Below are 26,700 nucleotides of genomic sequence, written 5' to 3'. Positions count from 1 at the left end.
CCGTCTGGCGACAGGTCCGGCTTACCGGGCTACAAAATCGTGCTGCCTGGTAGCCCGGCTAAGGCGTTTACGCCGCGAGCCGGGGATCGGTAACCCCAACAGTGGAGCGACAAGCCGCTCCTTGCACCGTTTACTGAACAGGAGGAGGATATTCTGGCAGGCGCGGAAGCCAACGATAAAAAATACCATTAGTGAAGGCATAGCTGAGTGAGATCAGCTTGAAGAGAAGCCAGATTCGTTACTCTTGTTCTTCGGTGTGAAGCCGGAGACAGGCCGCGCGGAAGGGTGACCTGGTTCAATTTATCGAAGCTAGTTTGAAAGCAAGGTTATGAGGAACCCATATGTCTGAACAACAAGCACAAGGTGCCGATGAGGCCATTGACCTTAATAATGAACTGAAAACTCGTCGCGAAAAACTGGCTGCGCTGCGTGAGCAGGGCGTAGCTTTCCCCAACGATTTCCGTCGCGATCATACCTCTGACCAATTGCACGCTGAATTCGATGCGAAGGATAACGATGAACTCGCTTCCCTGAACGTTGAAGTTGCGGTGGCCGGCCGGATGATGACTCGCCGCGTGATGGGTAAAGCCTCCTTCGTCACCCTCCAGGACGTCGGCGGCCGTATCCAGTTGTACGTGGCCCGCGATGACCTGCCGGAAGGCGTCTACAACGAACAGTTTAAGAAATGGGACCTTGGCGACATCATCGCCGCCCGCGGCAAGCTGTTCAAAACGCAAACCGGCGAACTCTCCATCCACTGCACCGAGCTGCGCCTGCTGACCAAAGCCCTGCGCCCGCTGCCGGATAAATTCCACGGCCTGCAGGATCAGGAAGTCCGCTATCGCCAGCGCTATCTGGATCTGATCGCTAACGAAGAGTCGCGCCATACGTTCCGCATCCGCTCGCAGATCCTCGCGACCATGCGTCAGTTCATGGTAGCTCGCGGCTTTATGGAAGTGGAAACCCCGATGATGCAGGTGATCCCCGGCGGCGCTTCCGCCCGTCCGTTTATCACGCATCACAACGCGCTGGATCTCGATATGTACCTGCGCATCGCGCCGGAACTGTATCTGAAACGTCTGGTGGTCGGCGGCTTCGAACGCGTGTTTGAAATCAACCGTAACTTCCGCAACGAAGGGATCTCGGTACGTCATAACCCAGAGTTCACCATGATGGAACTGTACATGGCGTACGCGGACTACAAAGACCTGATCGAGCTGACCGAGTCGCTGTTCCGCACCCTGGCGCAGACGGTGCTGGGCAAAACCGAGGTGCCGTATGGCGACCAGGTGTTTGACTTCGGCAAGCCGTTTGAAAAACTGACCATGCGCGAGGCGATCAAAAAACATCGTCCGGAAACCAACATGGCGGATCTGGATAACTTCGACGCGGCGAAAGCGCTGGCGGAATCTCTCGGTATTCAGGTAGAGAAAAGCTGGGGTCTGGGGCGCATCGTCACCGAAATCTTCGACGAAGTGGCGGAAGCGCACCTCATCCAGCCGACCTTCATCACTGAATACCCGGCGGAAGTCTCCCCGCTGGCGCGCCGTAACGACGTCAACCCGGAAATCACCGACCGCTTCGAGTTCTTCATCGGCGGCCGCGAAATCGGTAACGGTTTCAGCGAGCTGAACGACGCCGAAGACCAGGCGCAGCGTTTCCAGGATCAGGTTAACGCCAAGGCGGCGGGCGATGACGAAGCGATGTTCTATGACGAAGACTACGTCACCGCGCTGGAGTACGGCCTGCCGCCGACCGCCGGTCTGGGCATCGGTATCGACCGGATGGTGATGCTGTTTACCAACAGCCACACCATCCGCGACGTGATCCTCTTCCCGGCGATGCGTCCGCAGAAGTAAACCGTTGCACTCCCTCCCGGCCTGCGCCGGGAGGTTCTTCCTGCATTATCCCCATCCTGTCGGCAGGGCAATGTTATTACAGGACTTTTTGCAACGTGCCGCGCTGGCTGCCGTTTGCCCATACGCCGTTAAAGGCGTCGTTCAGCGTAAAGGCTGAGCTTTTCACCCGGAACGTCAATTTACCCTGGCTGGCTTTCGCCTCCTCGACCAGATGACCATGGGTTTTCACCGTTTTAGCGGTGACGGTAATCTCATCAATTTTATTGCCATAGTCAGTATAAACATACCAGGTGCCCACCCAGGGGCCGAAGCCGCTGCTGGCCTGCTGCGCGGCGGCGGCATTCTCGGCTTTGGTTTTATGAATATCGCAGGTGGTTCCGTCGGTCATCTGCGTGCAACCGGAGCGTTCAAGCTGTTCTCGGTATTTCGCGCTAATGGCGTGGGCCGGCGCGGCGGCGACCAGCGCCAGGGTGAGGGTGGTGAAAAGCCAGGTCTTATTCATCTTATTGTTTCTCATCGCGATAGCGGCGCGCATTGTCATAAAGGTTGATATACATTGGTGCATTCTCCAGGGGCGTCCGAATAAATATAACCGCAGCCATTCCTGATAAATAATGAGCAGAAAGGAGAGGGGTTATTTATTTGTAAAAACATCATTGCCCTGATCTTATTTATCACCGTACCTTCCCGCTGCATGTCATATTATTGCAGAGAGAATGTTAAGTAATTGATGTTTTAAAAGGGACTATTTGTCACTTACGCAAATAACAGCAGGCCAGGCCTGGGCGCAGGGCTAAAGCCCGCGCCGCTGCGGTGTTGAGATTTTTTCATATTGCTATCATCATATTTCGAATGAAAGGGATAACCTCTGAAGCGGGTTATTAAGCCAGTAATTTTTATCCGCAAAATAAGCCTGCGGCAAGCATTATTTCCATTTATTTTTCAGGGCTACTCGCGCCAGCGGATATTTCGTCCGCGGCAATGATGGATTTCCATCATTTCTCCGTTTTCATCGCTGGTCGTCGCCTGCTTATAGTGACGGCACACCAGACGACTGGCTGAAAAGGAGATAAACATGGCGACAGAGCACCTGCAGTGGGGCATTAGCCCCCTGTGCTGGACCAACGATGTGCTGGAGGATTTAGGCGGCGATATCCCTCTCGACACGTGTCTGCGCGAGGCGCGGGAGGCGGGGTTTCAGGGAATTGAGTTAGGGCGGAAGTTTCCCCGCCAGGCGGAGACATTGGGGCCTCTGCTGGCGGCGGCTGACCTGCGCCTGGCGTCAGGCTGGTACAGCGGCTTGCTGGCCGACCGCAGCGTGGAAGCGGAGCTGGAGGCGGTGCGGGGCCACGCGCAGCTCCTGCAGCAGCTCGGCGCCAGGGTAATGGTCTATGGCGAGTGCGGGCAACTGCCCGGTGAAACGCCGCTTGATGAGCCGATCTCGCTCTCGCCGCCGTTAAGCCGCGTCAGCCTGACGGCGTATTGCCATAAGCTAAATACCTTTGCCGACCTGCTGCTGCGCGACTACGGCCTCCGGCTGGCCTATCACCATCATCTGATGATGCTGGTGGAGCACGACGACGAACTGGAGCGGTTTCTGTCCCAGACCCATGACAACGTCGGGCTGGCGTTTGATTCCGGACACGCCTTCGTCGCCGGGGTCGATATCCCGCGCGTGCTGGAGAAATATGGTCACCGTATCCGCCACCTGCATCTGAAAGACGTCCGTCCGCAGGTGCTGGGGCGCCTGTATCGCGAAAACCTGAGCTTTAACGAGGCGGTGCGCGCCGGGCTGTTTACCATCCCTGGCGACGGCTGCATCGACTATGCGCCGATCCTCAACTTTGCCCGGGACAGCGACTATCGCGGCTGGCTGATTATCGAAGCAGAGCAGGACCCGGCGATGGCGCCGCCGTTTGCCACCGCCCGCCGCGCCTTCGCCTGGCTGGCGCACCACTTTTCGTCCCCGTCATCATCAGAGGAGCACGCATCATGAGCGCGCGGTTAAATATTGGTCTTATCGGCTCCGGTTTTATGGGCCAGGCGCACGCCGACGCTTACCGTCGCGCGGCCATGTTCTATCCCGATCTGCCGAAGCGCCCCTATCTTTACGCGCTGGCGGATCAGGATCAGGCTTTGGCTGAACGTCATGCGGTGAAGCTGGGGGCGGAGAAAGCTTATGGTGACTGGCGCGAACTGGTGAACGATCCGCTGGTGGACGTGGTGGATATTACCTCGCCGAACCATCTGCACTACACGATGGCGATGGCGGCGATCGCGGCGGGTAAACATGTCTATTGCGAGAAACCGCTGGCGGTTAACGAGCAGCAGGCGCAGGAGATGGCGCAGGCGGCCCGGCGCGCGGGGGTGAAGACCATGGTGGCCTTTAACAACATTAAAACCCCGGCGGCGCTGCTGGCAAAGCAGCTTATCGCCCGGGGCGATATTGGCGAACCGGTGCGCTTTCGCGGCACCTTTGATCAGGGGTTTTATAACGACCCGAACCTGCCCTGGTCCTGGCGCTGCTCGAAAACCCTCGGCGGCAGCGGGGCGCTTGGCGACCTCGGCGCCCATACCCTGTCCGTCGCCCAGTTTTTGATGGGCGGGATCCGTGAAGTGACCGCCAGCGCGCAAACCTGCCTGCGCCAGCGTCCGGTGCCACAGACCGATGCCGGGTATGCCAGCCGGGTCGCGGCCGATGCCGAGTGGCGGGAAGTGGAAAATGACGATCAGGTTCAGTGCCTGGTCAATTTCGACAGCGGCGCCGCGGGGGTGATTGAGGCCTCGCGCATCGCCGCCGGGCGCATCTTCGGCGTGTTCTGGGAGGTCTCCGGCACCGAAGGCACGCTGTATATGGACGGGGAGCGCTTTAACGAACTGCAGGTGTATCGCTTCCGGGATGACAAACACGACCGCGGCTTTAAAACGCTGTATGCCGGGAGCCAGATCCCGGCCTATGCCGGCTTCTTCGGCTTCGATTTTGGCGGCGGCGGGCTGGGCTATTTTGACGTCAAGGTGATGGAAGTGCATGACCTGGTGCAGGGGATTTGTGGGGACGACGACTGCTATCCCAGCTTTGAGTTTGGTTTACAGAATCAGCGCGTGCTGTCGGCGATTGAAGCCTCGATGGTCAGCCGTCGCTGGGTTAACGTGGTTAAGGATTAAGGAGCCGCTATGTTTCCCTCACAATTACCGACCCCGCGCCGCCCGGCGGCGCAGAGCATTCCCTCCCTGCGCTGGGGCATCATTGGTCCGGGCTGGATCGCCGAGCGCTTTGTGCACGCATTGAAAACCCAGAGCCGGCAGCAGGTGGTGGCCGTTGCCTCCCGCAGCCAGGCGAAGGCCGACCGGGTAGCCGCGGAATGGGGGATCCCCCAGGCTTACGGCCGGGTGGAGGAGATGCTGGCGCGTCCGGATATTGATGCGGTCTATATTGCGACGCCGCACAACCATCACTTTCCCGACGGCATGCAGGCGCTGAAGGCGGGCAAACACGTGCTGATAGAGAAGCCCTTCGCGCTCAACCTCGGCGAAGGAGGTGAACTGCAGGCCGAAGCCGCCCGCCAGGGGAAGCTGGCGCTGGAGGCGATGTGGTGCGATTACGCGCCGAAGTATGATGTGATCCGCCAGCTGCTGGAGGATGGGGTACTCGGCGACCTGCATACCCTGCTGGCCGATCACGGCGAGTATTTCACTACCGATCACCGCATCTTTAACGCCGACCTTGCCGGCGGGCCGATGATGGATCTCGGCAGCTATTTGACCTCGTTTGCGCTGATGGTGGGCGGCATGCCGCAGGAGATTGTCGCCCGCGGCCGCGCGACGGCGGAGGGGCTTAACGGCCAGACGTCAATGCTATTCAGCTGGCGGAACGGGATGCAGGGGCTGTTAAACACGACGTTGTTCAGCAACACGCCGGGCGGGGCGGTGGTGGCCGGACGCCAGGCGACCCTGACGATCGACGGTCAGTTTTACGCCCCCGGCGGGTTCACGCTCGCCGCCAGCCAGGGCGGGCAGGCGCTGCGCTGGGAAGAGCCGCGCAATCGCTACGACCAGCTGTTCTGGCAGGCGGAGCATTTTGCCTGGTGCATCGGTCAGGGGCTGCGGGACTCGCCGCTGCGGCCGCTCAGTCAGGTGCTGCAGAATCTGCAGGTGATGGATGAGGTGCGGCGCCAGGTGGGCGCGGTGTTTAACGAAGAACGTTAAGGGGCCGGCCGGGCTTTGGTTTGCAGACAGCGCGCGCGTGCACGCCATTGCCCGGCACCGGGACGCGCACGGTTCCGGATATCTGCTGCCCGGAGGCGCTGTGCTTGCCCGGGCCTGGGAAACTGTGTGATATGGACGGTTATCATGCCCGCAGGCCGGGCAAGGCGTCGCCGCCGCCCGGCATAAAACGGCTCCGCATCGGCTGTTCTTGCCCGGCGGCGCGGCGCTTGCGCGGGCCTGGGATGTCACTGCAACTGTGTGATATGGATGGTTATCATGCCCGCAGGCCGGGCAAGGCGCCGCCGCCGCCCGGCATAAAGGCAGGTTCAGAGCCTGATAGCGGTTGCCACGCAACCACTCACCGACAGTCGTCGACGGCGACAAACTGGCCGCGCTGCAGAGACTGAACCGCCGCTTCGGCAATGGCCTGCGCCTGCAGGCCGTCCATCAGGCCGGGCAGGTCGGCCACGGTTTCACCATTCAGAGAGCGGATAAAGGCGTCGAGATGCTGGTAATAAGATCCTTGCACCCGGCTGAACCAGTCCGGCCACAGGCCTGGCTCAATGCGCTGATTGCCGCGCCACAGGGTCGGGCCCGCCGGCGACTGGCTGCCGGACTCCAGCGCGCCCTCTGCCCCCAGCAGGGTGATCCGTTCATCATACCCGTGGCCGGTGCGGCGGGTGTTGTCCAGCTGCGCCAGCGCGCCGCCGCGCATCTGCATCATCAGGATGGAGGTGTCGACATCGCCAAATTCGGCGATTTCCGGCAGGGCCAGCGCCGCGCCCATCGCCGCTACGGTATGCACTTCATCGCCGGTGAGAAAGCGCAGAAGATCGAAGAAATGGATCGCCTGATCGCGCATCTGACCGCCGGAGCTGCGCAGATAGTCGAGCGGCGGCATGCTGGAGGCGCGACAGACCATCTGCACCAGCTCGACCCTGCCGATCGCTCCCTGCTCCAGCTGGCGGCGCAACTGCTGATGGCTGCTGTCAAAGCGCCGGTTAAAGCCGACGGTGACCGGCACCTTAAGGGGAAGCACCCGCTCCACCACCTCGCGGGCGCGCGCCAGGGAAAGGTCGATCGGTTTTTCGCAATAGACCGCCTTGCCCGCCCGGGCGGCGGCTTCCAGCAGTTCGGCATGCGACGGGGTCGAGCTGGCGATCAGCACCGCGTCGATGACGTCGCTACGGAGAGCCTCGCTCACCGTCACCGCCCGGGCGCCATAGCGGGCGGCCAGCGCCTGGGCGCGCTCCGGCGCGGCATCGGCCACCATCGTCAACTCGCTCCCGTCGTGACGGGCGAGGCTGGCGGCATGAACCTGACCGATAAAACCACTGCCTACCAGGGCAAAACGTTTGCACTTCATTTTTTTCTCCAGAATGGCGAGGGGACGCTGCCACCATAATCGGTTTGCTAAACTCACTGACACTGCCGTTTTGATGCATTTCCATCATTGAAGAGAGGGGCGATGAAAAACATGTCACTGGCGATGCTGGCCAGACAGATTGGCGTCGGCGTGGCCACCGTTGACCGGGTGCTGAACGAACGCGGCGGCGTATCGCCGCAGACCACGCGCAAAGTGCTGCAGGCGGCGCGGGAGGCGGGGCTGAAGCGGATCCTGCCGGAGGAGCACCGCTTTCCCTGGCAGATTGAGCTCTTTCTCAGCAGCAATGACTCTTTCTTTTTTCCGCAGCTGGCGCAGGATTTCGCCGCCGTCGCGGATAGCCTCGGCTATCGTCGTCTGACCCTGCACCGCACCTTTGTCCCGGAGTCGCAGCCGGCGACCCTGGCCCGGCGCATTATGCGCAGCGGCCAGCAGCGTCAGGGGATCATCGTTTTCGGCAATGACCATCCTGTGGTGCATGACGCGCTGCGCCGCTGTCGGGAAGCGGGCGTCCCCGTCATCACCCTGGCGACAGATCTGCCCGGCGCCGACCGGCTCTGCCACGTCGGGATCAATCAGTTACAGGCTGGCCGCACGGCGGGGTTAATGATGGGGAGAATGACGCCGCGGCCCGGGGAGGTGCTGATGGTGAGCGGCCGGGAGGATTACAGCGCGCATCGCCTGCGCATCCAGGGGTTCCGCGAGGTGCTGAGCCAGCGCTTTCCCCATCTGCAGCTCAACGAGGTGCTGGCGGGCGAAGAGCGGCGGGAGCAGATCACCCGCCTGCTGGAGCAGGCCCTGTGCCGCAGCCGGCATATTGTCGGGATCTATAACACCGGACTTGGCAATACTCAGATTGCCGAGGCGCTGGCTCGCCACCGCCGCGAAGGCGACGTCTGCTGGATCACCCATGAGCGCTACAATACCACCCGCCAGCAACTGGCCAGGGGCAGCCTGGCGTTAACGCTCGATCAGAACACCCGCCAGCACGCCCAGCTGGCGATCGACCTGATGCTGCGCCATCTGGAGTCCGGCTATCAGCCGCAAACCTATGCCGACGGGAAAGTCGACTTTATCCTCTACAGCGCCGAGAACGTCGACTAAGGCGTGCGGCGCCTCCCTTCCTGACAACGCGGATCTCCCCGCCGGGTAAATGCCAACCCCGCCGGGGGCGATCGCTGTAAAGCGTTGTCTGCCTCTCATTTTTCGCTCATTTATGCAGCAATGTTAGATGTCTGTCAAAATTCTGTTACTGCATGGTTTTAAAATTTTCATTTCAGTTATTTACTTATAAAAGTTTCAAATGTCTTGTTAATGAAATAAATGGTCTGGAATTCACGATGTGGCATAAATGGACTGATGTTTCAAAAAAGTGATGATAAAACAGCCATTATTTGTGATTCCGATCACGACGAAATGCGGAAAACCCCGCAGCGCCGTCGCCGTCACAACAGACATTTGTCGCAATCTGACTGAAATTAATTTTTCATTTTATTTCATTCACCGGCGTACCTACAAAATCAAGGATCAACTATGAATATTAAGAAAACGATTGTTGCCTCTTTGTTAGCCTGCATGTTGCCTGCGGTGGTTATGGCAAAAGATGTCTCCATTGGCGTCTCGATGGCGCTGTTTGACGATAACTTCCTGACGATCCTGCGTACCTCGATGCAAAAAGAGATGAAAAAAGATGGGGTGAAATCGCAGATCGAGGACGCGAAAGGGGATGTCTCCCAGCAGCTGCAGCAGGTGCAGAACTTTATCGGCCAGGGCGTGGACGCCATTATCGTCAACCCGGTGGATACCAACGCGGTGAAACCGATCATGGATCAGGCCACCAAAGCCGGGATCCCGCTGGTGTTTGTAAACCGTCGCCCGCAGGCGGAGCTGACCGACAAGATGGCCTATGTGGGGTCGGACTCGATTCTCGCCGGCCGTCTGCAGATGGAAGCGCTGGCGAAAGCGATGAACGGCAAGGGCAATGTGGCGATCCTGCTCGGCGACCTGGCGAATGAATCCACTCGCGACCGCACCAAAGGGGTGGAAGAGGTCGTGGCGAAATACCCGAACATCAAAATCGTGCAGAAGCAGACCGCGAAATTTACCCGCAATGACGCCGTGGACGTGGTCAGCAACTGGATGACCAGCGGCGAGGATATCCAGGCCATCGCCTCCAACAACGATGAAATGGCGATCGGCGCCCTGCAGGCGCTGGGTAAAAACCCGAACCATATTCTCATCGCCGGCGTGGATGGCACCCCGGATGCGCTGCAGATGCTGAAGAGCGGCAAGATGATCGCCACCATCTTCCAGGATGCGAAAGGCCAGGGCGAGGGCGCCGTAGACGCGGCCATTAAGCTGGCGAACGGCGAGAAAGTGGAAAAGATCATCGACGTGCCGTATCAGCTGATCACCAAAGAGAACATGGCTGAATTTACCAATCGTAATCAGAAATAATCCTGGCCAACCTGTGGTACGGAGGTGGATGTATGAACGCTTTTGCCCTTGAAGCCGAAGGTATCAGTAAGTTCTTCCCCGGCGTGAAGGCGCTCGACAATGTCTCATTACGCGTGCGCCCGGGAACGGTGCACGCCCTGATGGGCGAGAACGGCGCCGGTAAATCCACGCTAATGAAGTGCCTGATCGGTATCTATCGCCCGGATAAAGGATCGATTCGCGTGAAAGGTGAGCCGGTGGAATTTACCGACACCATGGATGCGCTGCGCTCGGGGATCTCGATGATTCACCAGGAGCTGAATCTGGTGCCGCATATGACGGTGGCGGAAAATATCTGGCTGGGGCGCGAGCCGATGAAGTACGGCTTTGTCGACCACGGCCAGCTGACCCGCCAGACCCAGGCGCTGCTGGATAAGCTGAATATTCGCTTAACTGCCGACCGGCTGGTGGGCGACCTGAGCATCGCCGCCCAGCAGATGGTGGAGATTGCCAAAGCGGTCTCATGGAACGCGGATATTGTGATCATGGATGAGCCCACTTCGGCGCTGACCGAAGGCGAGGTGGCTCACCTGTTCACCATCATCCGCGACCTGCGGGCCCAGGGCAAAGCGATCATCTATATCAGCCATAAAATGGATGAGATCTTCGCCATCACCGATGAGATCAGCGTCTTTCGCGACGGCACCTGGGTGGGGAGCAAAAACACCACCGAATTTACCCGCCAGTCGCTGATCACCCAGATGGTGGGCCGCGAATTAACCCAGCTGTTCCCGAAATTTAATAACACCATCGGCGAAGAGGTGCTGACGGTGCGCAACCTGACGCGCCAGGGCGTGTTCCATGACGTCAGCTTTACCGTGCGTCGCGGCGAGATCCTCGGCGTGGCCGGGCTGGTGGGCGCCGGGCGCAGCGAGGTGATGGAAAGCCTGTTCGGTATGGAACGCTTCGACAGCGGCGAAGTGCTGATCGACGGGGCGCCGGTGACCATTGATTCTCCCTCCGTGGCGATTGAAAAGGGGATGGCGTTATTAACCGAAGACCGCAAAAAGTCGGGCCTGTTTCTGGTGCTGTCGGTGCTGGAAAATATGAGTATCGTCAAAATGCCGGAATATATCGGCAAGAGCGGTTTTGTCCAGCACGTGAAAATGGCCGAAGACTGCATGGAGCAAATCCGCCGGCTCAATATTAAAACGCCGACGATGGATCAAATTATTAATAACCTCAGCGGGGGGAATCAGCAAAAAGTCCTGATTGCGCGCTGGCTGTTAGCGCAACCGAAAATCTTAATTCTCGATGAGCCGACCCGCGGCATCGACGTCGGGGCGAAGGCGGAAATTTATCATCTTATCAGTGAACTGGCGAATCGGGGGGTGGCGGTCATTATGGTCTCCTCTGAGCTGCCGGAAATCCTTGGCATGAGTGACCGGGTCATGGTGATGCATGAAGGTCGTATCACCGGCATCCTGGAAAAAGACGAAGCCGACCAGGAAACCATTTTGTCGTTGGCATCCCATTGAGGCACAGAGAATGAGTAATATGAAATTAACGGCGGCTCCGGCCAGCGAGGGTTCCTCCTTCTTCGCTAATTTGCGGCATAAAATGCCGAAAGATACCGGCATCTTTGTGGTGATGCTGGTGATTGCCCTGACATTTGAAATCGCCGGCTGGTATGTTCGCGACCAGTCGTTCCTGCTCAATACCAACCGCCTGGTGCTGATTGTGCTGCAGGTGGCGATCATCGGCATCATCGCCGTCGGCGTCACCCAGGTGATCATCACCACCGGGATTGACCTCTCCTCCGGCTCGGTTATCGCCCTCGCGGCGGTGGTGGCGGCGAGCCTGGCGCAAACCTCCGACAGCCTGTCGCCGATGTTCCCGGCGCTGGTCAACCTGCCGGCGGTGATCCCGATTTGCGCGGGGATCGGCGTCGGCCTGCTGTGCGGGCTGACCAACGGTTTCCTGGTGACGCGAACCGGTATCCCGCCGTTTATCGCCACCCTCGGGATGATGGTCTCGGCGCGCGGTCTGGCGCAGTATTACACTCAGGGCAACCCGATAAGCTTCCTCTCCGACAGCTTTACGGCGATAGGCCAGGGGGCAATGCCGGTGATCATCTTCTTCGTGATCGCCGCGGTGTTTCACATTGCGCTGAAGCATACCCGGTATGGCAAATATGTGTATGCCATCGGCGGCAACATGACCTCGGCCAAAGTGTCCGGCATCAACGTGAATAAGTACCTGGTGATTGTCTACACCATCGCCGGGGCGCTCTCCGGGCTGGCGGGGGTGGTGCTGGCGGCGCGCGTCAGCAGCGGCCAGTCCAGCATGGGGATGTCCTACGAGCTGGACGCGATTGCCGCAGCGGTGATCGGCGGCAGCAGCTTAATGGGCGGGGTGGGGCGCATTACCGGCACCCTGATTGGCGCGATGATCCTTGGCCTGATCAAGAGCGGCTTTACCTTTGTCGGCGTCGATGCCTACGTGCAGGATATTATTAAAGGGATCATTATCGTCGCGGCGGTGACCATCGACATGCGCCGTAACCGGAAAAAACACTAATCTTATCAACTGGCGGCAACGGCGAAGCGCGTCGTTGCCGCCAGCCCTGTCCAGAAATAAACAAAATATTCCCCGCCTGGCGCCGGCTGTCTATTTTTCCCGCGCTGCGCATCCTGTACAGTTTCGCGACTTTTGTTGTCCATTCGCCAGGGGGCCACGCCTTGCCCCCTGGTTTCTGGAGTCGTATGAATACACCATCCATAGGCAAATCCTCGCCGGTCTGGCGACCGGGAAGAAGGGGCGTGATCGTCACGCTGCTCGTTGGCCTGGCGATCCTGATCATCGGCCGGGGCGGGCATTTTCTGGCCAGAGAGGTTTGCCGCGAAATGTATACCCGTCAGCTGGAGAAGGATGCGCAGTGGGTGGCGTCACGCCTCGAACGGCGGATGAACACGCCGGCGCGGCAGCGGGAAGCCACCTGGCCGCTGGCGGTGATGCGCACGGATCTCTATGCCCTGGCCCGGCAGCGACATTATCAGCTGCTGCTGGTGAATAGCGACGGGCATCTGCTGGCGGCATCGCATGCGCTGCCGGCCAGCGTGCTGGCCCAGGTTCAGGCGCAATTTCCCAGGGAGATGCAGCCGCCGCTGTTCGGCAGCCATTACCAGACCATTCAGCCCTTCGCCCCGCATCAGCGGATGTTAAGCCGGGCGCTGAACGGCAATGCGGGCCTGGCGGGCTGGAATCTCGTGATGCTGGCGCCGGACGGCGGATTGCCCTCGCTGCTGATGGCTTACCGTTGGCCGGTCACGATGGGCCTCGGCGCGGTGCTCGCCGGCACGCTGCTGGCGGTGAGGCGGGCGGCGCGCGCCCGGCGAAAACGCTAATTGCCGACGGCGCCGTCAGGCATGGCGAAACTGCAGGGTGGCGGGCAGATAGCGCTGGAGCGGCTCCGGCGCCTGGCCGTCGATCAGCTGGCTGAGCAGATCGTAGCAGTGCCAGGCCAGCTGGCGATTATCCTGTTGCACGGTATCAATGCGCAGGGAAAGTGAATCGTACAGATAGTGATCGTCAAAGCTGGCGAGATGAATATTGGAGTCCAGCAGATGATGCTGGCTCATATAGCGCAGGACCCCTTCGAGCAGGCCGCAGGCCGCGGTGAACAGCGCCTTCGGCGGCCGGCCCAGCCGCGCGCAGAGCGCGGCGAACATCTCATAGCCGGAGCTGGGGTGATAGTTGCCGTTGATCACCCACTCGGGACGCAGCGTGACCCCCGCCTGAGCCAGGCCCTGGGTGAATCCCGCCAGCCGGTCGCGCGATGGCGATAGCCGCGGCTGGCCGCCGAGAAACCAGAACTCGTCCGCATGCTGAGGGGCGATGCGGGAGATCAGCTCGGCCGTTGGGGTGACCGAGTCGGTCATCACCAGCGGCAGGGCGCTGTCGCTGGGGGAGCGGTCAAACAGCACCACCGGCAGCTGTTCGCTGAGCTTCAGGTAGTCGGCATCGCTGTGCATGCACGAGGCGACGATCAGGCCGTCGACCTGGCGGGCAATCATGTTATTGACCACCACGCTCTCCTGGCCGGGGTTTTCGTCGGTGCAGGAGATAAGCAGCTGCACGCCGGCTTCCCGGCAGAGCGTCTCAAGCTCATGGGAGAAAACGGCAAACCCGTAGTTGGTGATTTCCGGCACCACCAGGCCAATGGTATGGCTGCGGTTATCGCGCAGCGAGCGCGCGTGAATGCTGGGTTGATAGTGCTGCTCGCGGGCGATCGCCAGCACGCGCTCGCGCGTCTCCTGCGCCACGCGCAGCTCTTTGCCACGACCGTTAAGCACCAGACTGGCGGTCGCTTTGGAGACGCCCGCCAGTTCGGCAATATCTTTGATAGTTACGCGTTTGGTTTTCATCAGCACCCGGGAGCCTGAAAGCAAAACGGTTATTCTACCATGCATGGCCGCAGCAGCCAGCGGCAGAATGCCACCGGCGTCGCACCGCTGAAGATTAACTGCCCCGGATAGCCCGGGAAGAAGCGGCTGCTCATCACCCCTTCGCCATCGTTGATGAAAATCTCCACGCTGGAGCGGTCGATAAAGATCCGTAGACGCCGCGCCTCGCCGCGCCAGTAGCGGTGATGCATCTCCGCCGTCTGCAGCCCGCGGCGCGACAGACGCAGGCCGTCGCGGTTGACGGTGAGCTGCAGGGCGCCGGCAAAATCCAGCCCCAGCGTGCTGTTGGGGGCGATGTCAAAGGCCAGCTCCATCGGGGCGAGGGGCAGGGTCTGTCCGCGCCAGCCCTCGGCTTCGCCGCGCAGGGCGGCCAGCTCGCGCAGCGGGCGCTGATACAGGGTGCCCGCCAGCCACTCCAGCTCGCGCACGCAGGTCATCTGGTGGATCCACCCCTGCGCACGGGTGGGTTGATGCATCTCTTCCCCGTCCGGGACGCCCATCCAGCCGACCAGCAGGCGGCGGCCATCCTCGGCCTGCATGGTCTGCGGCGCGTAGAACTCAAATCCGCTGTCCAGCTCGTGCAGCGGACCATGGTCGAAGGCGCCGCGTTCGGCGTCGAAACGGCCTGCCATCCACACCGCCGGATAGGTATTGAGAAAGCGCTGCGCTTCGCGGGCCAGCCCCTGCGGGCAGCAGATCAGCAGGTGGGTGTCCGCCAGCGGAAACAGGTCCGGGCACTCCCACATGTAGCCGCCGTTCGCCAGGCCGTTAACGTCATGCCCGGCTATCTCGCCCACCAGGCGCCAATCCCGCAGGTCGCTAGCGGTAAACAGCAGCACTTTGCCGCGCTGTTGCACATCCTGCGCCCCGAGGACCATGTACCAGCGCCCGTCCTGTCGCCACACTTTAGGGTCGCGCACATGGCCGGTATAGCCTTCCGGCAGCGGCAGCACCGGCCCCAGCTTGCGGAAGGTGCCATCGGCATTTTCCGTCGCCAGACATTGCCAGGCGGTGCGCCCGCCGTCGGGGAATTTCACGTTGCCGGTATAGCACAGGGTCAGGGCGCCCTCGAACTCGACCGCGCTGCCGGAGTAGCAGCCGTTGCGGTCATACTCTTCATCCGGCATCAGGGCGATAGGTTCATGCCGCCAGTGCAGCAGATCGGCTGAGCTCCAGTGTCCCCAGCACTTGTAGGTGTGGTCGCAGGCGAGCGGGTTCCACTGATAAAACAGGTGGTAACGCCCGGCGACCTGGCAAAAGCCGTTGGGATCGTTCAGCAGTCCGCTGACCGGCGCCAGATGCCATTGCGGGTAATGGCTGTCGGCCAGCGCCTGCGGCTGGCCCTGCATAACGGCCTGCAGGATCGCAGGCAGGCGTGACGGTAATGACATTATTCAGCGTCCGTTTTGTATTTCAGCGTCAGAGAGAGCGTGAAGGCCACGGCGAAGGCGATCGCCATCCCGATAATGTAGTTCAGCAGCGAGCTGGCCTGCACGATGGCCATTCCCGGGATCGCCGTCAGGCCCACCGCGGTCATGTAGACGTGCATCGACACCACCCAGGCGCCGCCGGCGGCACCGCCCACCAGCGCGGCGATGAACGGTTTCACAAAACGCAGGTTAATCCCGAAGATTGCCGCCTCGGTGATCCCCAGCATCGCCGAAAACGCCGACGGCAGGGTGATAGCTTTGATTTTGGCATCTTTGGTTTTAAACCACACCGCAAAGCAGGCGCCGCCCTGGGCGACGTTGGCCATGGCCCAGATCGGCAGCAGGAAGTTGACGCCGATCGACGGATTGCCGAGCAGGCCCGCCTCGATGGCATGGAAGCTGTGATGGATACCGGTAATGACGATCACCGAATAGAGGCCGCCAAACAGCAGGCCCGCCAGCCAGCCGGCATGGCTGATAAGCGTGCTGAGGATAAACGAAATGCCGTCGCCGAGCGCGCGGCCGGCCGGGCCGATCAGCAGCAGGGCGATAAAGCCGGAGATAATCACCGTCAGGAACGGCGTGAGGATCAGATCCAGCGCGTCAGGGATAATGCGGCGCAGCCGTTTCTCGACAAGGCTCATAAACCACACCGCCAGCAGCACCGGGAAGACCGTGCCCTGATAGCCGATCATCGCCACTTCGATGCCGAAGAAATTCATGGTGTGGAAGCCGGCGGCGACGCCCCAGGCGTTGGTCAACGCCGGGTGGGTAAGGATCCCGCCGAGGGTCGCGCCCAGATAAGGGTTACCGCCAAATTCGCGGGCGGCGGTAAAGCCGATCAGGATCGGCAGAATGATAAACGCCGCCGAGCTGCACATATCCAGCATGATATAGATAGCGTTGCCCGGGTCGACCCAGCCGTAGGTTTTCACCATCCCCAGCAGGCCCATCAGCAGGCCGGAGGCGACGATGGCCGGAATAATCGGCACGAAGATGTTGGACAGCAGGCGGGCGATGCGCTGGAACGGGTTCAGCTTTTTCGCCGCCAGGTCGGCGGCTTCGGATTTGCTCGATTCGCTGATGCCCGCCGCCTGGATAAAGGCGGCATAGACTTTATTGACCACCCCGGTGCCGAAGATGATCTGCATCTGGCCGGCATTGCGAAAGCAGCCTTTCACGCCGTCGATTTTGCCAATCGCCTGCTGGTCGGCGAGCGCGTCGTCGACCAGCACCAGCCGCAGGCGGGTGGCGCAGTGCGCGGCGCTGGCGATATTTTCCTTGCCGCCCAGCAGGGGAAGCAGTGAGCGGGAAATCTGTTCAAAATCCATAGTACCCTCTGAATGCATGATGATATGGCGTGGGCGGCGCCGGCCGTGGCAGGCACCGCGAACCTTATATTTATGTGTGACTTACCCTGTCGTCCGGGTTCACGTCAGAACCAGGTCTCCATTTGCATACCGAACGACCATTCGCCGCCCGATTTGAATCCGTTGCTGCCTAACGCGTCGTCGTTGGCGTAGTTATCCAGCTTTTTGCTCCAGTCCATCCACGAGGTGTAGAAGCGGATCTCCGGGCGCGAGAAGAAGTCGCCGATGCTGCCGACCTTGAAGGTCGGGGCGAAGGTCAGCTTGTAGAAGCTGCCGTTGACCGCATGGCGATCGTTGTAGCCTTCAGGCTGCAGATCCATGTACTGATAGGTGCCCTCCCAGGCGAGGGCGAAGTTCTGCGTGACCTCCTGAATCAGACGCAGGTTGAGAGTGGCCCACTGATAGCTGTCGCCATCGACATAGCGGTCTTTACTGCTCTGCGCCAGCACGGCCGGGGCAATAAACCAGCGATCGCTCAGCGGCGTAGTGCCGTAGCTGGCGAAACGCCAGGTATTGGCCCCCGGACGCAGCGCGCCGTCGGAACCGATGCCTTTAACCTCGGCGCCCAGTCCGTGGCCATACAGCAGGGCCGTTTTGCTGGTCCCGTCGCGCAGGCCATAGAAGCTCTCATTGTGCAGACCCAGCAGGGCATGAACCCCGGTGTTAGCGGCATCGCCTTTCACCAGATTGCCGTTCGCGTCCTGGCGGTCGTCATTATCTTTCGCCCGCATCCCGCTGACCATCATCTGCACCGGGCCGGCAAAGTTATTCATGCTGACGATATAGTTCTGCACGCTGTTGCTGCTGTCGGCGATATCGCCAAAGTTGCGGCCATATAACGAGAAATTGCTGCGCAGGCTGTCGTTCCACTTCACGTCGTAGATCCCGCCGCCGGTCCCGGCGAGGAACACCACATCCGAGTCAACCCAGTGGATGTCGAAGTTGTCGCGGTCAAAGCGTTTCCCGGCCCACAGGGTCGAGCCTTTGAACGGACCCTCGAAGGTCGGCAGGTTGCCCAGCTCGACGAACGCCTGGCGCACGTTCAGGTCGCTGCTGCTCGCCGTCCAGTCGTTATAGGTAGTTTGCCCGTCGGCCACCATCACTTTGAAACGGGTGGTCGCCCCGTTGTCCAGGGTCTGCTTATGTTCGAGGTTCATTTCCACATAGGTGTCGGCCTGGTTGCCAAGACGACCAATGGCGCCGCCGGTCTCCCCGGCGGGGGTCATATAGGCCCCGGATTTCGTGCTGGCGGCGGAGTCGTTCATGATCACCCCGGAGCGGGCGTAGCCGTGGAACTCAAAGCCGCCGGGCCGTTCGGCTTTTTCTTCCAGTTGGGTGGTGCGCTTGGCCACCTGCTGGGTGGTGGCCTGGGTTTGCTGCTGCTGCTGGGTTAGCTGCTGAACTTTCTGCTCCGCTGAGGCGGCGCGGCTTTCGGCGGTACTGGCGCGGGTCTCGGCATCCTGCAGACGTTTTTCCAGGGCGGCGAGACGCGCTTCAATGCTGTTCAGGTCTGTCTGCCCATGGGCGGCGGCGGCGCCGGTTAGCAAAGCAATAAGAATGGCTAACTTCCGTTTTTTATACATGTTGGTGACATCCAAAGGTAAATCAGTGAGTGTGCTAACGTTTGCTAAACCGGTTTAGTTGATATGGTAAACATGTCGGTAACGCAGTGAAAATAAAAATTGCTAAACCGGTTTAAGAATTGTGATGTCGCCAGCAAAGTGGGCCGTTAGCCGGCCCAACGGGATCACAGTGAGCGCTGAAGATCCTCCCTGTAGGGCAGGGCGGTCATGGCGCCTTTGGCGGTGGTGGCCAGCGCGCCGCAGGTTTGCGCCAGCGCGAGGTCCGGCGCCAGGTCGGCGAGGTTGTCAGGGATGCCGTGGGCGGCGAGCCCGGCGAGCAGCCCGGCGACAAAGGCATCGCCGGCGCCGGTGGTATCGACGGCCACTACCGGGCGGGCGGGGAAGTGGCTAACCTGCCCGCGCAGCGCGGTCTGGACTCCCGCTTTGCCCTGGGTGACCAGCAGCAGCGTCGGCTGGAAGCGGGCGTTCAGCCGGGCGATGCCGCTGACGATGTCGTCGCTGCCGCTGATAAAAGCCAGCTCCTCTTCCGACAGTTTTATGGCGTCGGCGAGGGCCAGCGCCCGGTCGAGACAGTCGCGCAGCTCCTGCGGATCCTGCCACAGGTCGCTGCGGATATTGGGGTCGAAGCTGACATAGCCCCCGGCGCGCTTTATCGCCTCCATCGCCGCGAATGCCGTGCTGCGGCTCGGTTCCGCGCTGAGGGCGATAGAGCAGACGTGCAGCCACTGGCCGGCGGCGAACGGCGGAAGATCCTCAGGCGCAAGAAACAGGTCGGCGCTCGGGCGAACCATAAAGGTAAAGGTGCGCTCCCCGTGCCGATCGAGATCGACCACCACCGTGGAGGTGCGCTGCGTCGCGTCGAGGCGCATAAAATCCACATCGACCTGCTCCTGCGCCAGGGTGTGGCGCATAAAGCGACCGAACGGATCGTCGCCGACGCGGCCGATAAACCCGCTGTCGCCGCCGAGCCGCGCCACGCCGACCGCGACGTTGGCCGGCGCGCCGCCGGGGCATTGCAGCAGGCGGCCCTCTCCGTCGGGCAGGAGATCGACGACCGCATCGCCGAGTACCCAGATTTTACCATTCATAGGACAGCTCCTCTTAGCTAAACTTTGTTAAACCGGTTTAGCTAATTAAAGCACAGCCTGGCGGCAAGCGGAACGATTGGTGGACGAAAGGGCGGGGCGAGGGTAAAAAATGTGAGCCAAGCGGAATATTTCGCCACTCCAGATCTGGACTTTTCCTTCCTGACCCGCTTAGGTATAGTTCCACAGGCCGCGGTTAACCCCGCCGCGGTGATAAAAGGTGAAGGAGTGCGTAGCGCGATGAACCCCAGTTTTGGCGATATTTACGATCGGTACCAGAAGCTGTCGCTGACCACGCACCTGCCGGCGGTCATCGCCTGTAGTGAAACTCTGAGCCTGAGTAAAGACCAGCCATTTCTGCCGCAGCCGGGCTATCTCTATTTTTTGCTGCAGGGGCAAATGACGTTGGCCTTTGGTGATGAGCAGAACCTGCTCGGGATTGTTATCGCGCATATGCCGTTAGGGCTGCTTGAACATTATTGTCCGTCGGTGGCGCTCTATTATCGGTGTCTGGGCGAATGCCAGCTGGCGAAAATATCCGCCAGCGATTTTGAACGGATATTCTTTCATTCGTCGCCGGGCTATATGCAAGAGCTGACCACGATCCTGGCCTATATGGGCATATTTGCCCTTGATGCCCACTATGAACGCGGCAGCCAGACCAGCTTTCAGACCATTAAATCAATGCTGTCGCGCTATTTATATCGTGGAGGAATCGATGGTGGTCAGCATGAAAGCCTGTCGGCATTTATTATTAAACGAACCAATCTTTCGCGCAGCTATGTTTATCAGGTGCTGGCCGCCCTGCGCGAGGGAGGATATATCACGGTGAAAAAAGGCAAACTGATTTCCATCGACCGTCATATTCCTGAGAAATTCTGATTCAGGTTCGTCGGCTCCCCGACATAACGTCGCTAAAACCCGCCCGAGGAAAGCGCTACGCGCGCGTTTTCCCCCGGCCCCGTTACGCCTGAACCTGGCCGTTTTATTTATTTAACCTTTCACTCTGGAGTTATTTTATGACCCTGGACTATGTGGCGCTGGCCATTCTCATCGCCGTGGCCTTAATACTTTTTTATGGCGTGATTGTTATTCACGATATTCCTTATGAAATCGCCAAAGAGCGGCGCCATCCTCATCAGGATGCGATTCATTATGCCGGCTGGGTCAGCTTATTTACCCTGCATGCCCTGTGGCCCTTATTGTGGATCTGGGCGACGCTGTGGCGCGAAGACCGCGGATGGGGAATGCGCCGCATCGCCGACGATCAGCAGGCCCTGCATCAGCGTCTGGAGACGGTCGCTCAGCGACTGGAGCAGGTGCAGCGCGAGGTCGAGGAACTTAAAGCGAAGGAGGCAGAATAATGGAAACGTTAATGTTGCTGACCTACGCCGCGCTATGCATCGTGGTGTTTAAAGTTTTCCGCATTCCGCTCAATAAGTGGACCGTGCCGACGGCGGTGCTCGGCGGTATCGCCCTGATTGGCGCGGTGATCTTCGGGATGAACTACAACTTCCCCTATACCGACGTCGGTAATCAGGTGTTTCGCACCGTGCCGATTGTGTCGCAGGTACGCGGTCGGGTGCAGACCGTACCGGTGAAGCCTAACCAGAGGCTGCATAAGGGTGATGTGCTGTTTACTCTCGACCCGACGCCGTTCCAGGCAAAGGTGGACGATCTGCAGGCGCAAATTAAAGCGGCCAGTCAGGATGCGCTCTCCCTCAACGCCGCGTTAAGCCAGGCGGAGGCCGAGCTGAGCAGAGCGGTGGCCCAGCGCGACCAGTCGCGGCGGGAGTATGCCCGCTTTCGGGAGGGGCATGCTCAGGGCGCCTTCTCCGATCAAATGGTCGATACCCGTCTGCAGACGTGGAAAGCCGATGAAGCCAGCGTCAGCGCGGCTCAGGCGAACGTGGTTCAGGCGCGTAACGCGCTGGACTCGGTGGTGAAGGGCAAAAATACCACCGTGGCCTCCCTGCTGGCGCAGTTGCAGAAGGCGCAGTTTCAGCTGGATAACACCGTCGTCCGCGCCCCGGAAGACGGCTATGTCAGCACCGTCGGCTTACGGCCAGGCACCATGTCCACCGCCCTGGGGATGCTGCCGGTGATGACCTTTGTGCCGGTGGAGGGCGACGCCTCGCGGGAGTATGTCGCGGCATTTCGCCAGAACGCCCTGCAGCGTCTGCACAAAGGCGAGCCTGCGGAGCTGATGTTTCCGGCCATTCCGGGCACCGTCTTCCGCGGGGAAGTGGCCGACGTGCTGCCGGCGATTGGCGAGAGTCAGTTTCAGGGCCAGGGCAAACTGCTGACCACGGACGCGCTCAATACCCATGGCCGGGCGCTGGTGGTGCTGAAGGTGACCGATCCGCGTTTTGCCGAATACGCCCTGCCGCAGGGTGCCACCCTCGAGGCGGCGGTCTACTCGGATCATCTGAAAGAGCTGTCGCTGATCCGGAAGATCCTGATCCGCATGAAGAGCTGGGAAAACTATATCTATCTCGATCACTAAGCCGGCGGGCGCGGGGAGGCCGTACCCTCCCCGCGCCGCGGTCAGGCCTCGCTGTCCACCAGGCCGTCAATAATTAACTGCCGCACCCCCTGCGAACAGGGCTCAATACGACCGCGCACGCCATAGACGGCCGCCAGGGTCTCGGGGGTGATGACCGCGGCCGGGGTGCCGTCGCCGAGCAGCTGGCCCGCTTTGAGCATCAGCACGTGGTCGGCGTGACGCAGGGCAATATTGATATCGTGCACCACCACCAGGGTCACGATGTTGCGCCGTCGGGTCTCCCGGCGCACCAGATCCATCACGTGAAATTGATAGTTGAGATCAAGCGCACTGAGCGGTTCGTCAAGCAGTAGCAGGCGCGGCTGGCGAATCAGCGACTGGGCGAGACCCACCAGCTGTTTTTGCCCGCCGGAGAGCTGATCGAGGTAGCTCATCGCCAGGTGGGCAATTCCCAGCTGGCGCAGCAGCGCCATCACCTCCTCCTGGTGCTGCGGACTGTGGCGTCCTCCGGCGGCGCGCTGGGCCACGATAATCGACTCCAGCACATGCAGATGCACGCCGGCGGGCAGCGTCTGCGGAAGATAGACCACCTGTTCCGCGCGACGTGCGAAGGGCTGCGTCAGCAGATTTTCCCCCTCCAGCAGCAGATCGCCGCGGCAGGGTCCCAGACCCGCCATCGCCCGCATTAACGTCGATTTACCGCTGCCGTTTGGCCCCAGCAGCGCGGTGATTTTCCCCCGCGGCAGATGGGGAACCGTCAGGTTCTCGATCACCTTGCGTCTGGGGTAGCCGGCGCTGAAGTGAGACAGCGACAGCCCGGATAACGTCTGGTCGCTCATACCTGCCCCCGGTGACGTAAAATAATGCTTAAAAAGAACGGGACCCCTACCAGGGAAGTGACGATCCCTACCGGAATAATGGCCCCCGGGATCAGGTTCTTCGAGGCGATGGAGGCCAGGGAGAGCACCAGGGCGCCGATCAGCGCGCTGGCGGGCAGGTAAAAGCGATGGTCTTCGCCGAAGAGCATCCGCGCAATATGCGGCGCCACCAGGCCGATAAAGCCGATTGGCCCGACAAAGGCCACCGAAAGCGCCGACAAAATGCTGATCCGCAGCAGTGTGGCCAGGCGCAGACGGCGAACGTTAATGCCAAAGCTGATGGCCCGGTCCTCGCCCAGCCGCAGGGCGGTCAGCTTCCACGCGCTGCGCAGCGACAGGGGCATCACCAGCGCCAGGGCGACCAGCAGGATGGCGACTTTGCTCCAGGAGGCGCGGTCGATGCTGCCCATGGTCCAGAACACCAGCCCCTGCAGCGTGTCTTCATTGGCGATGAACTGCAGCATCGAGACCAGGGCGTTAAAGGTAAAGACCAGCGCGATGCCGAACAGAATGACGCCGGAGGTGGCCACCTGGGTCCAGCGGGTAATGCCGTCCAGCAGCAGGGCCGCCAGCAGGGCGAAGATAAAGGCGTTGGCCGAGATAAACCACTGGCCGGGAATACCGGGCAGGCCAATACCCAGTACAATCGCCAGCGCGGCGCCAAACGCCGCAGCCGAGGAGACGCCGAGGGTAAACGGACTGGCCAGCGGGTTATTGAGGATGGTCTGCATTTCGGCACCGGCCAGCCCCAGCGCCAGACCGACGATAATCGCCATCACCGTATAGGGCAGCCGGATGTCCCAGACGATGGCGCGAGTGCCCGGATCGGCGCTGGCCGGATCGGTTAACGTCTGCCACAGGCTCTGCAGCGGCAATCCGGAGGGGCCGAGCATAAAATCGAGCAGCAGCGAAGCGACAATCAACAGCGCCAGCAGCAGCATCAGCAGCAGGCGGCGACGCACGATATGGCGATAATGATCCATCACGCCAGGCGTCCCGGCGGGCAGCCCGTCCAGAACGGAGTCGGAAGTTAAACGCATGCCGGATTACTCGCTCTGCTGCCAGGAAAAGACGAACGGCTGGTCCGGCAGGTCGGTGAAATGGCGCACGATATAATGATACGTCTCATCCGGGTTGAGATCGCGGAAGGCCTGCGGATAGATATCTTTCGCCAGATACTCCATGCCGACAATATTCCACGGGTGATTATAGAAGTGGTGATAGACGCCATACGCTCGCTTTTCCTGTACCGCCGGGATCTGGCTGACCCCTGGCCGCGCCAGCAGCGTCTGCGCCTGGGCCTTCACCGCCTCCGGCTTGACTTCATAGCCCAGGGGCAGCACCTGGCTGTTGCCACGCTTCGAGCCGGTCATGATCCAGGCGTCGGGCTTCATGCTGATGATTTTCTCCAGCGAGACGAACCCGGAGGCGCCCGGCAGCAGCTGCGAACCGATATTGTTCGCCCCGACCGCCTCCACCAGCCCGCCCCAGCCGCTGTGGCCATGAGTAAAGCAGCAGGCGTCGCTGTTGCCGGCCAGCGCTTCCACGAAGACGTTGGCCTTCGGCGTGATGGCTGCGGTTTTCTGACGAATCGTCTGCAGCTGATGGCGATAGTAATCGGTAAAGGCTTTGGCCTGGCTCTCGCGGTTAAGCACTTTGCCCAGCAGGTCGATGCTGGGGGCGGTATCTTTCGCCGGGTCGATCTCATAGTCGACAAACAGCACCGGAACGTGCAGGGCGCTAAGCTTGTCAATGACCCCGCTCTCCATCAGCGCAGGCCTGGCGCGCAGCTGGGCGATCATCAGATCCGGCTGGCGGGCGATGACGCTTTCAAGATCGACGTTCCCCTTGTCGCTGAAGCCCATGTCCAGAATCGTAGCCGACTGCGGCCACGCCGTTTTCAGCATCTGCCAGGTGGCAACATCCTGCTTTTTCGCCAGATTATTCCATGCCACCAGCCGCTTAAACGGATTGTCCCGGTCCAGCAGGGCGAGGGTCATAATGTCGCGACCATCCTGCAAAATAATACGCTGCGGCTCTTTGACCAGGGTGACCTGCCGGCCGTCAAGGTCGGTAACCGTCAGCGGATATTGGGTCGCATAGCTGAGGAAGGGCGTCGCGATCAGCGCAGTAAGCAACAGCGATCTTACTGATTTTCTTGCCATAAAAGGAGTTCCGTTTGCCAATTTATAAATATAATGATTCTGAGAATTATTCTCGAGTAAACCTCAACGGCAAGTATATCAAGGGCAAATTTCACGAAATGTAACAAACGTGTTGGAAATTATGTGAACGCCGACAGGGCGCGCGGCGGCAGCATTTTCTGCCATGATTGGAGGTCGAAAACGTTTTTCAGGCTAATTCCTAATGTCATCCCCGGTTCGCTGTGCCATCCTGAATGCGACTCATAACATGACATGTGAGAGAGGATATTATGAAAAAAGCAATGATTGCGTTATCGGCTATTCTGGTTGCGGCTCCGGTTTTTGCTGCGACAACACATGCAACAGATGATACCGTCGCGGCGGCCAATGCCAACGCCAACACCGCCAAAGAGAAGCTGCACCAGGCCCAGCACGAGGGCGAAGAGCAGCAGCTGAAGGCGAAACATGCGGCCGAAGGCAAACAGGATAGCGTCGGCAGCCAGGTGAGCGAAGGCGCGCAGAAGACCTGGAACAAGACCAAAGAAGGGACTGAGAAAGGTTGGGATAAGACCAAAGAGGTCAGCGAAAAAGGCTGGAACGCCACCAAATCCGGCGCAGAAAAGGGCTGGGATAAAACCAAATCCGGCGCTGAAGAGTTAAAAAATAAAGTGACTGAGTAAGTCCTGATAGCAGTCTGAATAAAGGTCGCGAGAGCGGCCTTTTTTATTGCCCCTCCATTAGCACAACCTCTTCCCGACAGCCGATGCCAGGAATCGTCCTGGTTAAGCGGATACTCACTCTTTCTTCACATTTTCCCGTTACAAAGAACTTCAATCAGGAGGTGTACGATGAAAAAGATGATTTCTCTGGCGGTAATGTTATCCACTGTGCTGAGCGTCCCGGCCTTTGCCGATGGCCCGAACGACGGCCATCGCCCGGGGCAGCCAACGGTGTGGCAGAACGGTCCGGATCATAATGGGCATGCGCCGCAGGGCGGACCTGACGCGCATCATCAGGGTGACCATGACCAGCGTGGCCCGGATCGTGACGCTCATGACAAACGCGATCAGGCACGTCATGAGCAGGACCATTTCGCCTGGCGCGGTAACGATTTCCGCAAAGGCCACCCGGCTCCGGCGCCGTTCCGTGGCGATGAGTATCGCGTCCGTGACTGGAGCGACCGCGGCCTGCCGCCCCCGCCGGAGGGCCATCACTGGTCCTATATCGACGGTAACTATGTGCTGATCGCTGCGGCGACCGGGATCATCACCTCGATTCTGGTGAGCGGCGCCCTCGGCCACTAAATGCGCGTTTCCCAACGCCGGGCAGGGAACACCTGACCCGGCGATGGAG

Annotated in this window: 24 protein-coding genes and 1 pseudogene; 14 read left to right on the top strand and 11 right to left on the bottom strand. The window is 60.3% G+C overall.

What is annotated here, in order from left to right:
• Positions 1–341 precede the first annotated feature (341 nt).
• On the top strand, positions 342–1,859 hold the full coding sequence (lysS, locus tag ACOI6Z_RS10905; protein WP_004202393.1) for a lysine--tRNA ligase: 1,518 nt from the start codon (positions 342–344) through the stop codon (positions 1,857–1,859).
• 76 nt (positions 1,860–1,935) lie between these two features.
• Here lysS and ACOI6Z_RS10900 read toward each other — a convergent pair whose 3' ends face one another.
• Together ACOI6Z_RS10900 and ACOI6Z_RS10895 are read right to left on the bottom strand one after the other, a co-directional pair.
• Positions 1,936–2,361 carry a hypothetical protein gene (locus ACOI6Z_RS10900; RefSeq protein ID WP_032429107.1) on the bottom strand — a complete coding sequence of 142 codons (426 nt, stop codon included), beginning with the start codon at positions 2,359–2,361 and terminating at the stop codon, positions 1,936–1,938.
• A 446-nt stretch (positions 2,362–2,807) separates the two neighbouring features.
• Complete coding sequence (locus tag ACOI6Z_RS10895) at positions 2,808–2,936, bottom strand: hypothetical protein (RefSeq protein ID WP_254915157.1); 129 nt, start codon at positions 2,934–2,936, stop codon at positions 2,808–2,810.
• Between ACOI6Z_RS10895 and iolE the strand changes: the two genes are divergently transcribed.
• From iolE to ACOI6Z_RS10880, 3 genes are read left to right on the top strand one after another with little or no spacing between them, the layout of a single operon-like run.
• Complete coding sequence (iolE, locus tag ACOI6Z_RS10890; protein ID WP_048296931.1) at positions 2,935–3,855, top strand: myo-inosose-2 dehydratase; 921 nt, start codon at positions 2,935–2,937, stop codon at positions 3,853–3,855. The two genes, ACOI6Z_RS10895 and iolE, sit on opposite strands and share 2 nt — an antisense overlap.
• Positions 3,852–5,024, top strand: coding sequence for a Gfo/Idh/MocA family protein (locus ACOI6Z_RS10885; protein ID WP_023288684.1), 1,173 nt, complete (start codon positions 3,852–3,854; stop codon positions 5,022–5,024). The genes iolE and ACOI6Z_RS10885 overlap by 4 nt, the downstream gene beginning before the upstream one ends.
• 9 nt (positions 5,025–5,033) lie before the next feature.
• On the top strand, positions 5,034–6,065 hold the full coding sequence (locus tag ACOI6Z_RS10880; protein WP_032454325.1) for a Gfo/Idh/MocA family protein: 1,032 nt from the start codon (positions 5,034–5,036) through the stop codon (positions 6,063–6,065).
• A gap of 358 nt (positions 6,066–6,423) precedes the next feature.
• Here ACOI6Z_RS10880 and ACOI6Z_RS10875 read toward each other — a convergent pair whose 3' ends face one another.
• Positions 6,424–7,431: a Gfo/Idh/MocA family oxidoreductase gene (locus ACOI6Z_RS10875; RefSeq protein ID WP_101992077.1), complete on the bottom strand. Its 1,008-nt coding sequence runs from the start codon at positions 7,429–7,431 to the stop codon at positions 6,424–6,426.
• Positions 7,432–7,533: 102 nt separating this feature from the next.
• Here ACOI6Z_RS10875 and ACOI6Z_RS10870 point away from each other — a divergent pair, with 102 nt between their 5' ends.
• The 5 genes and pseudogenes from ACOI6Z_RS10870 to ACOI6Z_RS10850 all read left to right on the top strand — a co-directional run bounded on the left by ACOI6Z_RS10870 (position 7,534) and on the right by ACOI6Z_RS10850 (position 13,260).
• The gene (locus ACOI6Z_RS10870; protein ID WP_023288687.1) at positions 7,534–8,553 is read left to right on the top strand and encodes a LacI family DNA-binding transcriptional regulator; all 1,020 of its coding nucleotides are present in this window, start codon (positions 7,534–7,536) and stop codon (positions 8,551–8,553) included.
• Positions 8,554–8,982: 429 nt separating this feature from the next.
• The gene (locus tag ACOI6Z_RS10865) at positions 8,983–9,906 is read left to right on the top strand and encodes a sugar ABC transporter substrate-binding protein (RefSeq protein WP_002892597.1); all 924 of its coding nucleotides are present in this window, start codon (positions 8,983–8,985) and stop codon (positions 9,904–9,906) included.
• Between the two features lie 32 nt (positions 9,907–9,938).
• Complete coding sequence (locus ACOI6Z_RS10860) at positions 9,939–11,423, top strand: sugar ABC transporter ATP-binding protein (RefSeq protein ID WP_004202401.1); 1,485 nt, start codon at positions 9,939–9,941, stop codon at positions 11,421–11,423.
• 19 nt (positions 11,424–11,442) lie between these two features.
• Positions 11,443–12,465, top strand: a complete 1,023-nt coding sequence (locus ACOI6Z_RS10855) for an ABC transporter permease (protein ID WP_004152946.1) — start codon at positions 11,443–11,445, stop codon at positions 12,463–12,465.
• A 185-nt stretch (positions 12,466–12,650) separates the two neighbouring features.
• Positions 12,651–13,260: pseudogene (locus ACOI6Z_RS10850) on the top strand (hypothetical protein).
• A 47-nt stretch (positions 13,261–13,307) separates the two neighbouring features.
• On the opposite strand, the gene ACOI6Z_RS10845 reads toward ACOI6Z_RS10850, so the two are convergent.
• The 5 genes from ACOI6Z_RS10845 to ACOI6Z_RS10825 all read right to left on the bottom strand — a co-directional run bounded on the left by ACOI6Z_RS10845 (position 13,308) and on the right by ACOI6Z_RS10825 (position 19,822).
• Positions 13,308–14,318, bottom strand: coding sequence for a LacI family DNA-binding transcriptional regulator (locus tag ACOI6Z_RS10845; RefSeq protein WP_017898803.1), 1,011 nt, complete (start codon positions 14,316–14,318; stop codon positions 13,308–13,310).
• Between the two features lie 23 nt (positions 14,319–14,341).
• A complete protein-coding gene (locus ACOI6Z_RS10840; protein ID WP_064155176.1) occupies positions 14,342–15,742 on the bottom strand; it encodes a sucrose-6-phosphate hydrolase in 1,401 nt (466 codons plus the stop codon).
• Positions 15,742–17,112, bottom strand: a complete 1,371-nt coding sequence (locus ACOI6Z_RS10835) for a sucrose-specific PTS transporter subunit IIBC (RefSeq protein WP_023288691.1) — start codon at positions 17,110–17,112, stop codon at positions 15,742–15,744. The genes ACOI6Z_RS10840 and ACOI6Z_RS10835 overlap by 1 nt, the downstream gene beginning before the upstream one ends.
• A 104-nt stretch (positions 17,113–17,216) precedes the next feature.
• Positions 17,217–18,734: a carbohydrate porin gene (locus tag ACOI6Z_RS10830; protein ID WP_023288692.1), complete on the bottom strand. Its 1,518-nt coding sequence runs from the start codon at positions 18,732–18,734 to the stop codon at positions 17,217–17,219.
• A gap of 164 nt (positions 18,735–18,898) precedes the next feature.
• The gene (locus ACOI6Z_RS10825; RefSeq protein ID WP_332085260.1) at positions 18,899–19,822 is read right to left on the bottom strand and encodes an aminoimidazole riboside kinase; all 924 of its coding nucleotides are present in this window, start codon (positions 19,820–19,822) and stop codon (positions 18,899–18,901) included.
• A 237-nt stretch (positions 19,823–20,059) separates the two neighbouring features.
• Here ACOI6Z_RS10825 and ACOI6Z_RS10820 point away from each other — a divergent pair, with 237 nt between their 5' ends.
• From ACOI6Z_RS10820 to ACOI6Z_RS10810, 3 genes are all read left to right on the top strand, one after another.
• The gene (locus tag ACOI6Z_RS10820) at positions 20,060–20,701 is read left to right on the top strand and encodes a Crp/Fnr family transcriptional regulator (protein WP_072420810.1); all 642 of its coding nucleotides are present in this window, start codon (positions 20,060–20,062) and stop codon (positions 20,699–20,701) included.
• A 137-nt stretch (positions 20,702–20,838) separates the two neighbouring features.
• Positions 20,839–21,183, top strand: a complete 345-nt coding sequence (locus ACOI6Z_RS10815) for a DUF3302 domain-containing protein (RefSeq protein WP_044521392.1) — start codon at positions 20,839–20,841, stop codon at positions 21,181–21,183.
• Positions 21,183–22,325, top strand: a complete 1,143-nt coding sequence (locus ACOI6Z_RS10810) for an HlyD family secretion protein (protein ID WP_023288696.1) — start codon at positions 21,183–21,185, stop codon at positions 22,323–22,325. The genes ACOI6Z_RS10815 and ACOI6Z_RS10810 overlap by 1 nt, the downstream gene beginning before the upstream one ends.
• Positions 22,326–22,366: 41 nt before the next feature.
• Here the strand turns inward: ACOI6Z_RS10810 and ACOI6Z_RS10805 are convergent, their stop codons facing one another.
• Genes ACOI6Z_RS10805 through ACOI6Z_RS10795 form a run of 3 tightly spaced genes read right to left on the bottom strand, consistent with a single transcriptional unit; the run spans position 22,367 to position 25,368 of the window.
• Complete coding sequence (locus ACOI6Z_RS10805; RefSeq protein WP_064157804.1) at positions 22,367–23,164, bottom strand: ABC transporter ATP-binding protein; 798 nt, start codon at positions 23,162–23,164, stop codon at positions 22,367–22,369.
• The gene (locus tag ACOI6Z_RS10800; RefSeq protein WP_074186123.1) at positions 23,161–24,189 is read right to left on the bottom strand and encodes a FecCD family ABC transporter permease; all 1,029 of its coding nucleotides are present in this window, start codon (positions 24,187–24,189) and stop codon (positions 23,161–23,163) included. Before ACOI6Z_RS10800 ends, ACOI6Z_RS10805 begins: the two co-directional genes overlap by 4 nt.
• Before the next feature lie 60 nt (positions 24,190–24,249).
• Complete coding sequence (locus tag ACOI6Z_RS10795) at positions 24,250–25,368, bottom strand: ABC transporter substrate-binding protein (protein ID WP_032454771.1); 1,119 nt, start codon at positions 25,366–25,368, stop codon at positions 24,250–24,252.
• Positions 25,369–25,637: 269 nt separating this feature from the next.
• Between ACOI6Z_RS10795 and ACOI6Z_RS10790 the strand changes: the two genes are divergently transcribed.
• Both ACOI6Z_RS10790 and ACOI6Z_RS10785 read left to right on the top strand, forming a co-directional pair.
• Entirely contained in the window at positions 25,638–26,027 is a 390-nt protein-coding gene (locus tag ACOI6Z_RS10790; RefSeq protein WP_023288700.1) for a hypothetical protein, read from the top strand.
• Between the two features lie 168 nt (positions 26,028–26,195).
• Complete coding sequence (locus ACOI6Z_RS10785; protein WP_044521399.1) at positions 26,196–26,651, top strand: RcnB family protein; 456 nt, start codon at positions 26,196–26,198, stop codon at positions 26,649–26,651.
• The last annotated feature ends 49 nt before the right edge of the window (positions 26,652–26,700 follow it).

The organism is Klebsiella sp. C239 (assembly GCF_048822715.1).
Lineage (GTDB): Bacteria > Pseudomonadota > Gammaproteobacteria > Enterobacterales > Enterobacteriaceae > Klebsiella > Klebsiella quasipneumoniae.
Note: the sequence above shows the minus strand (reverse complement) of the source record. Positions and strands in the feature narration are given on the sequence as shown.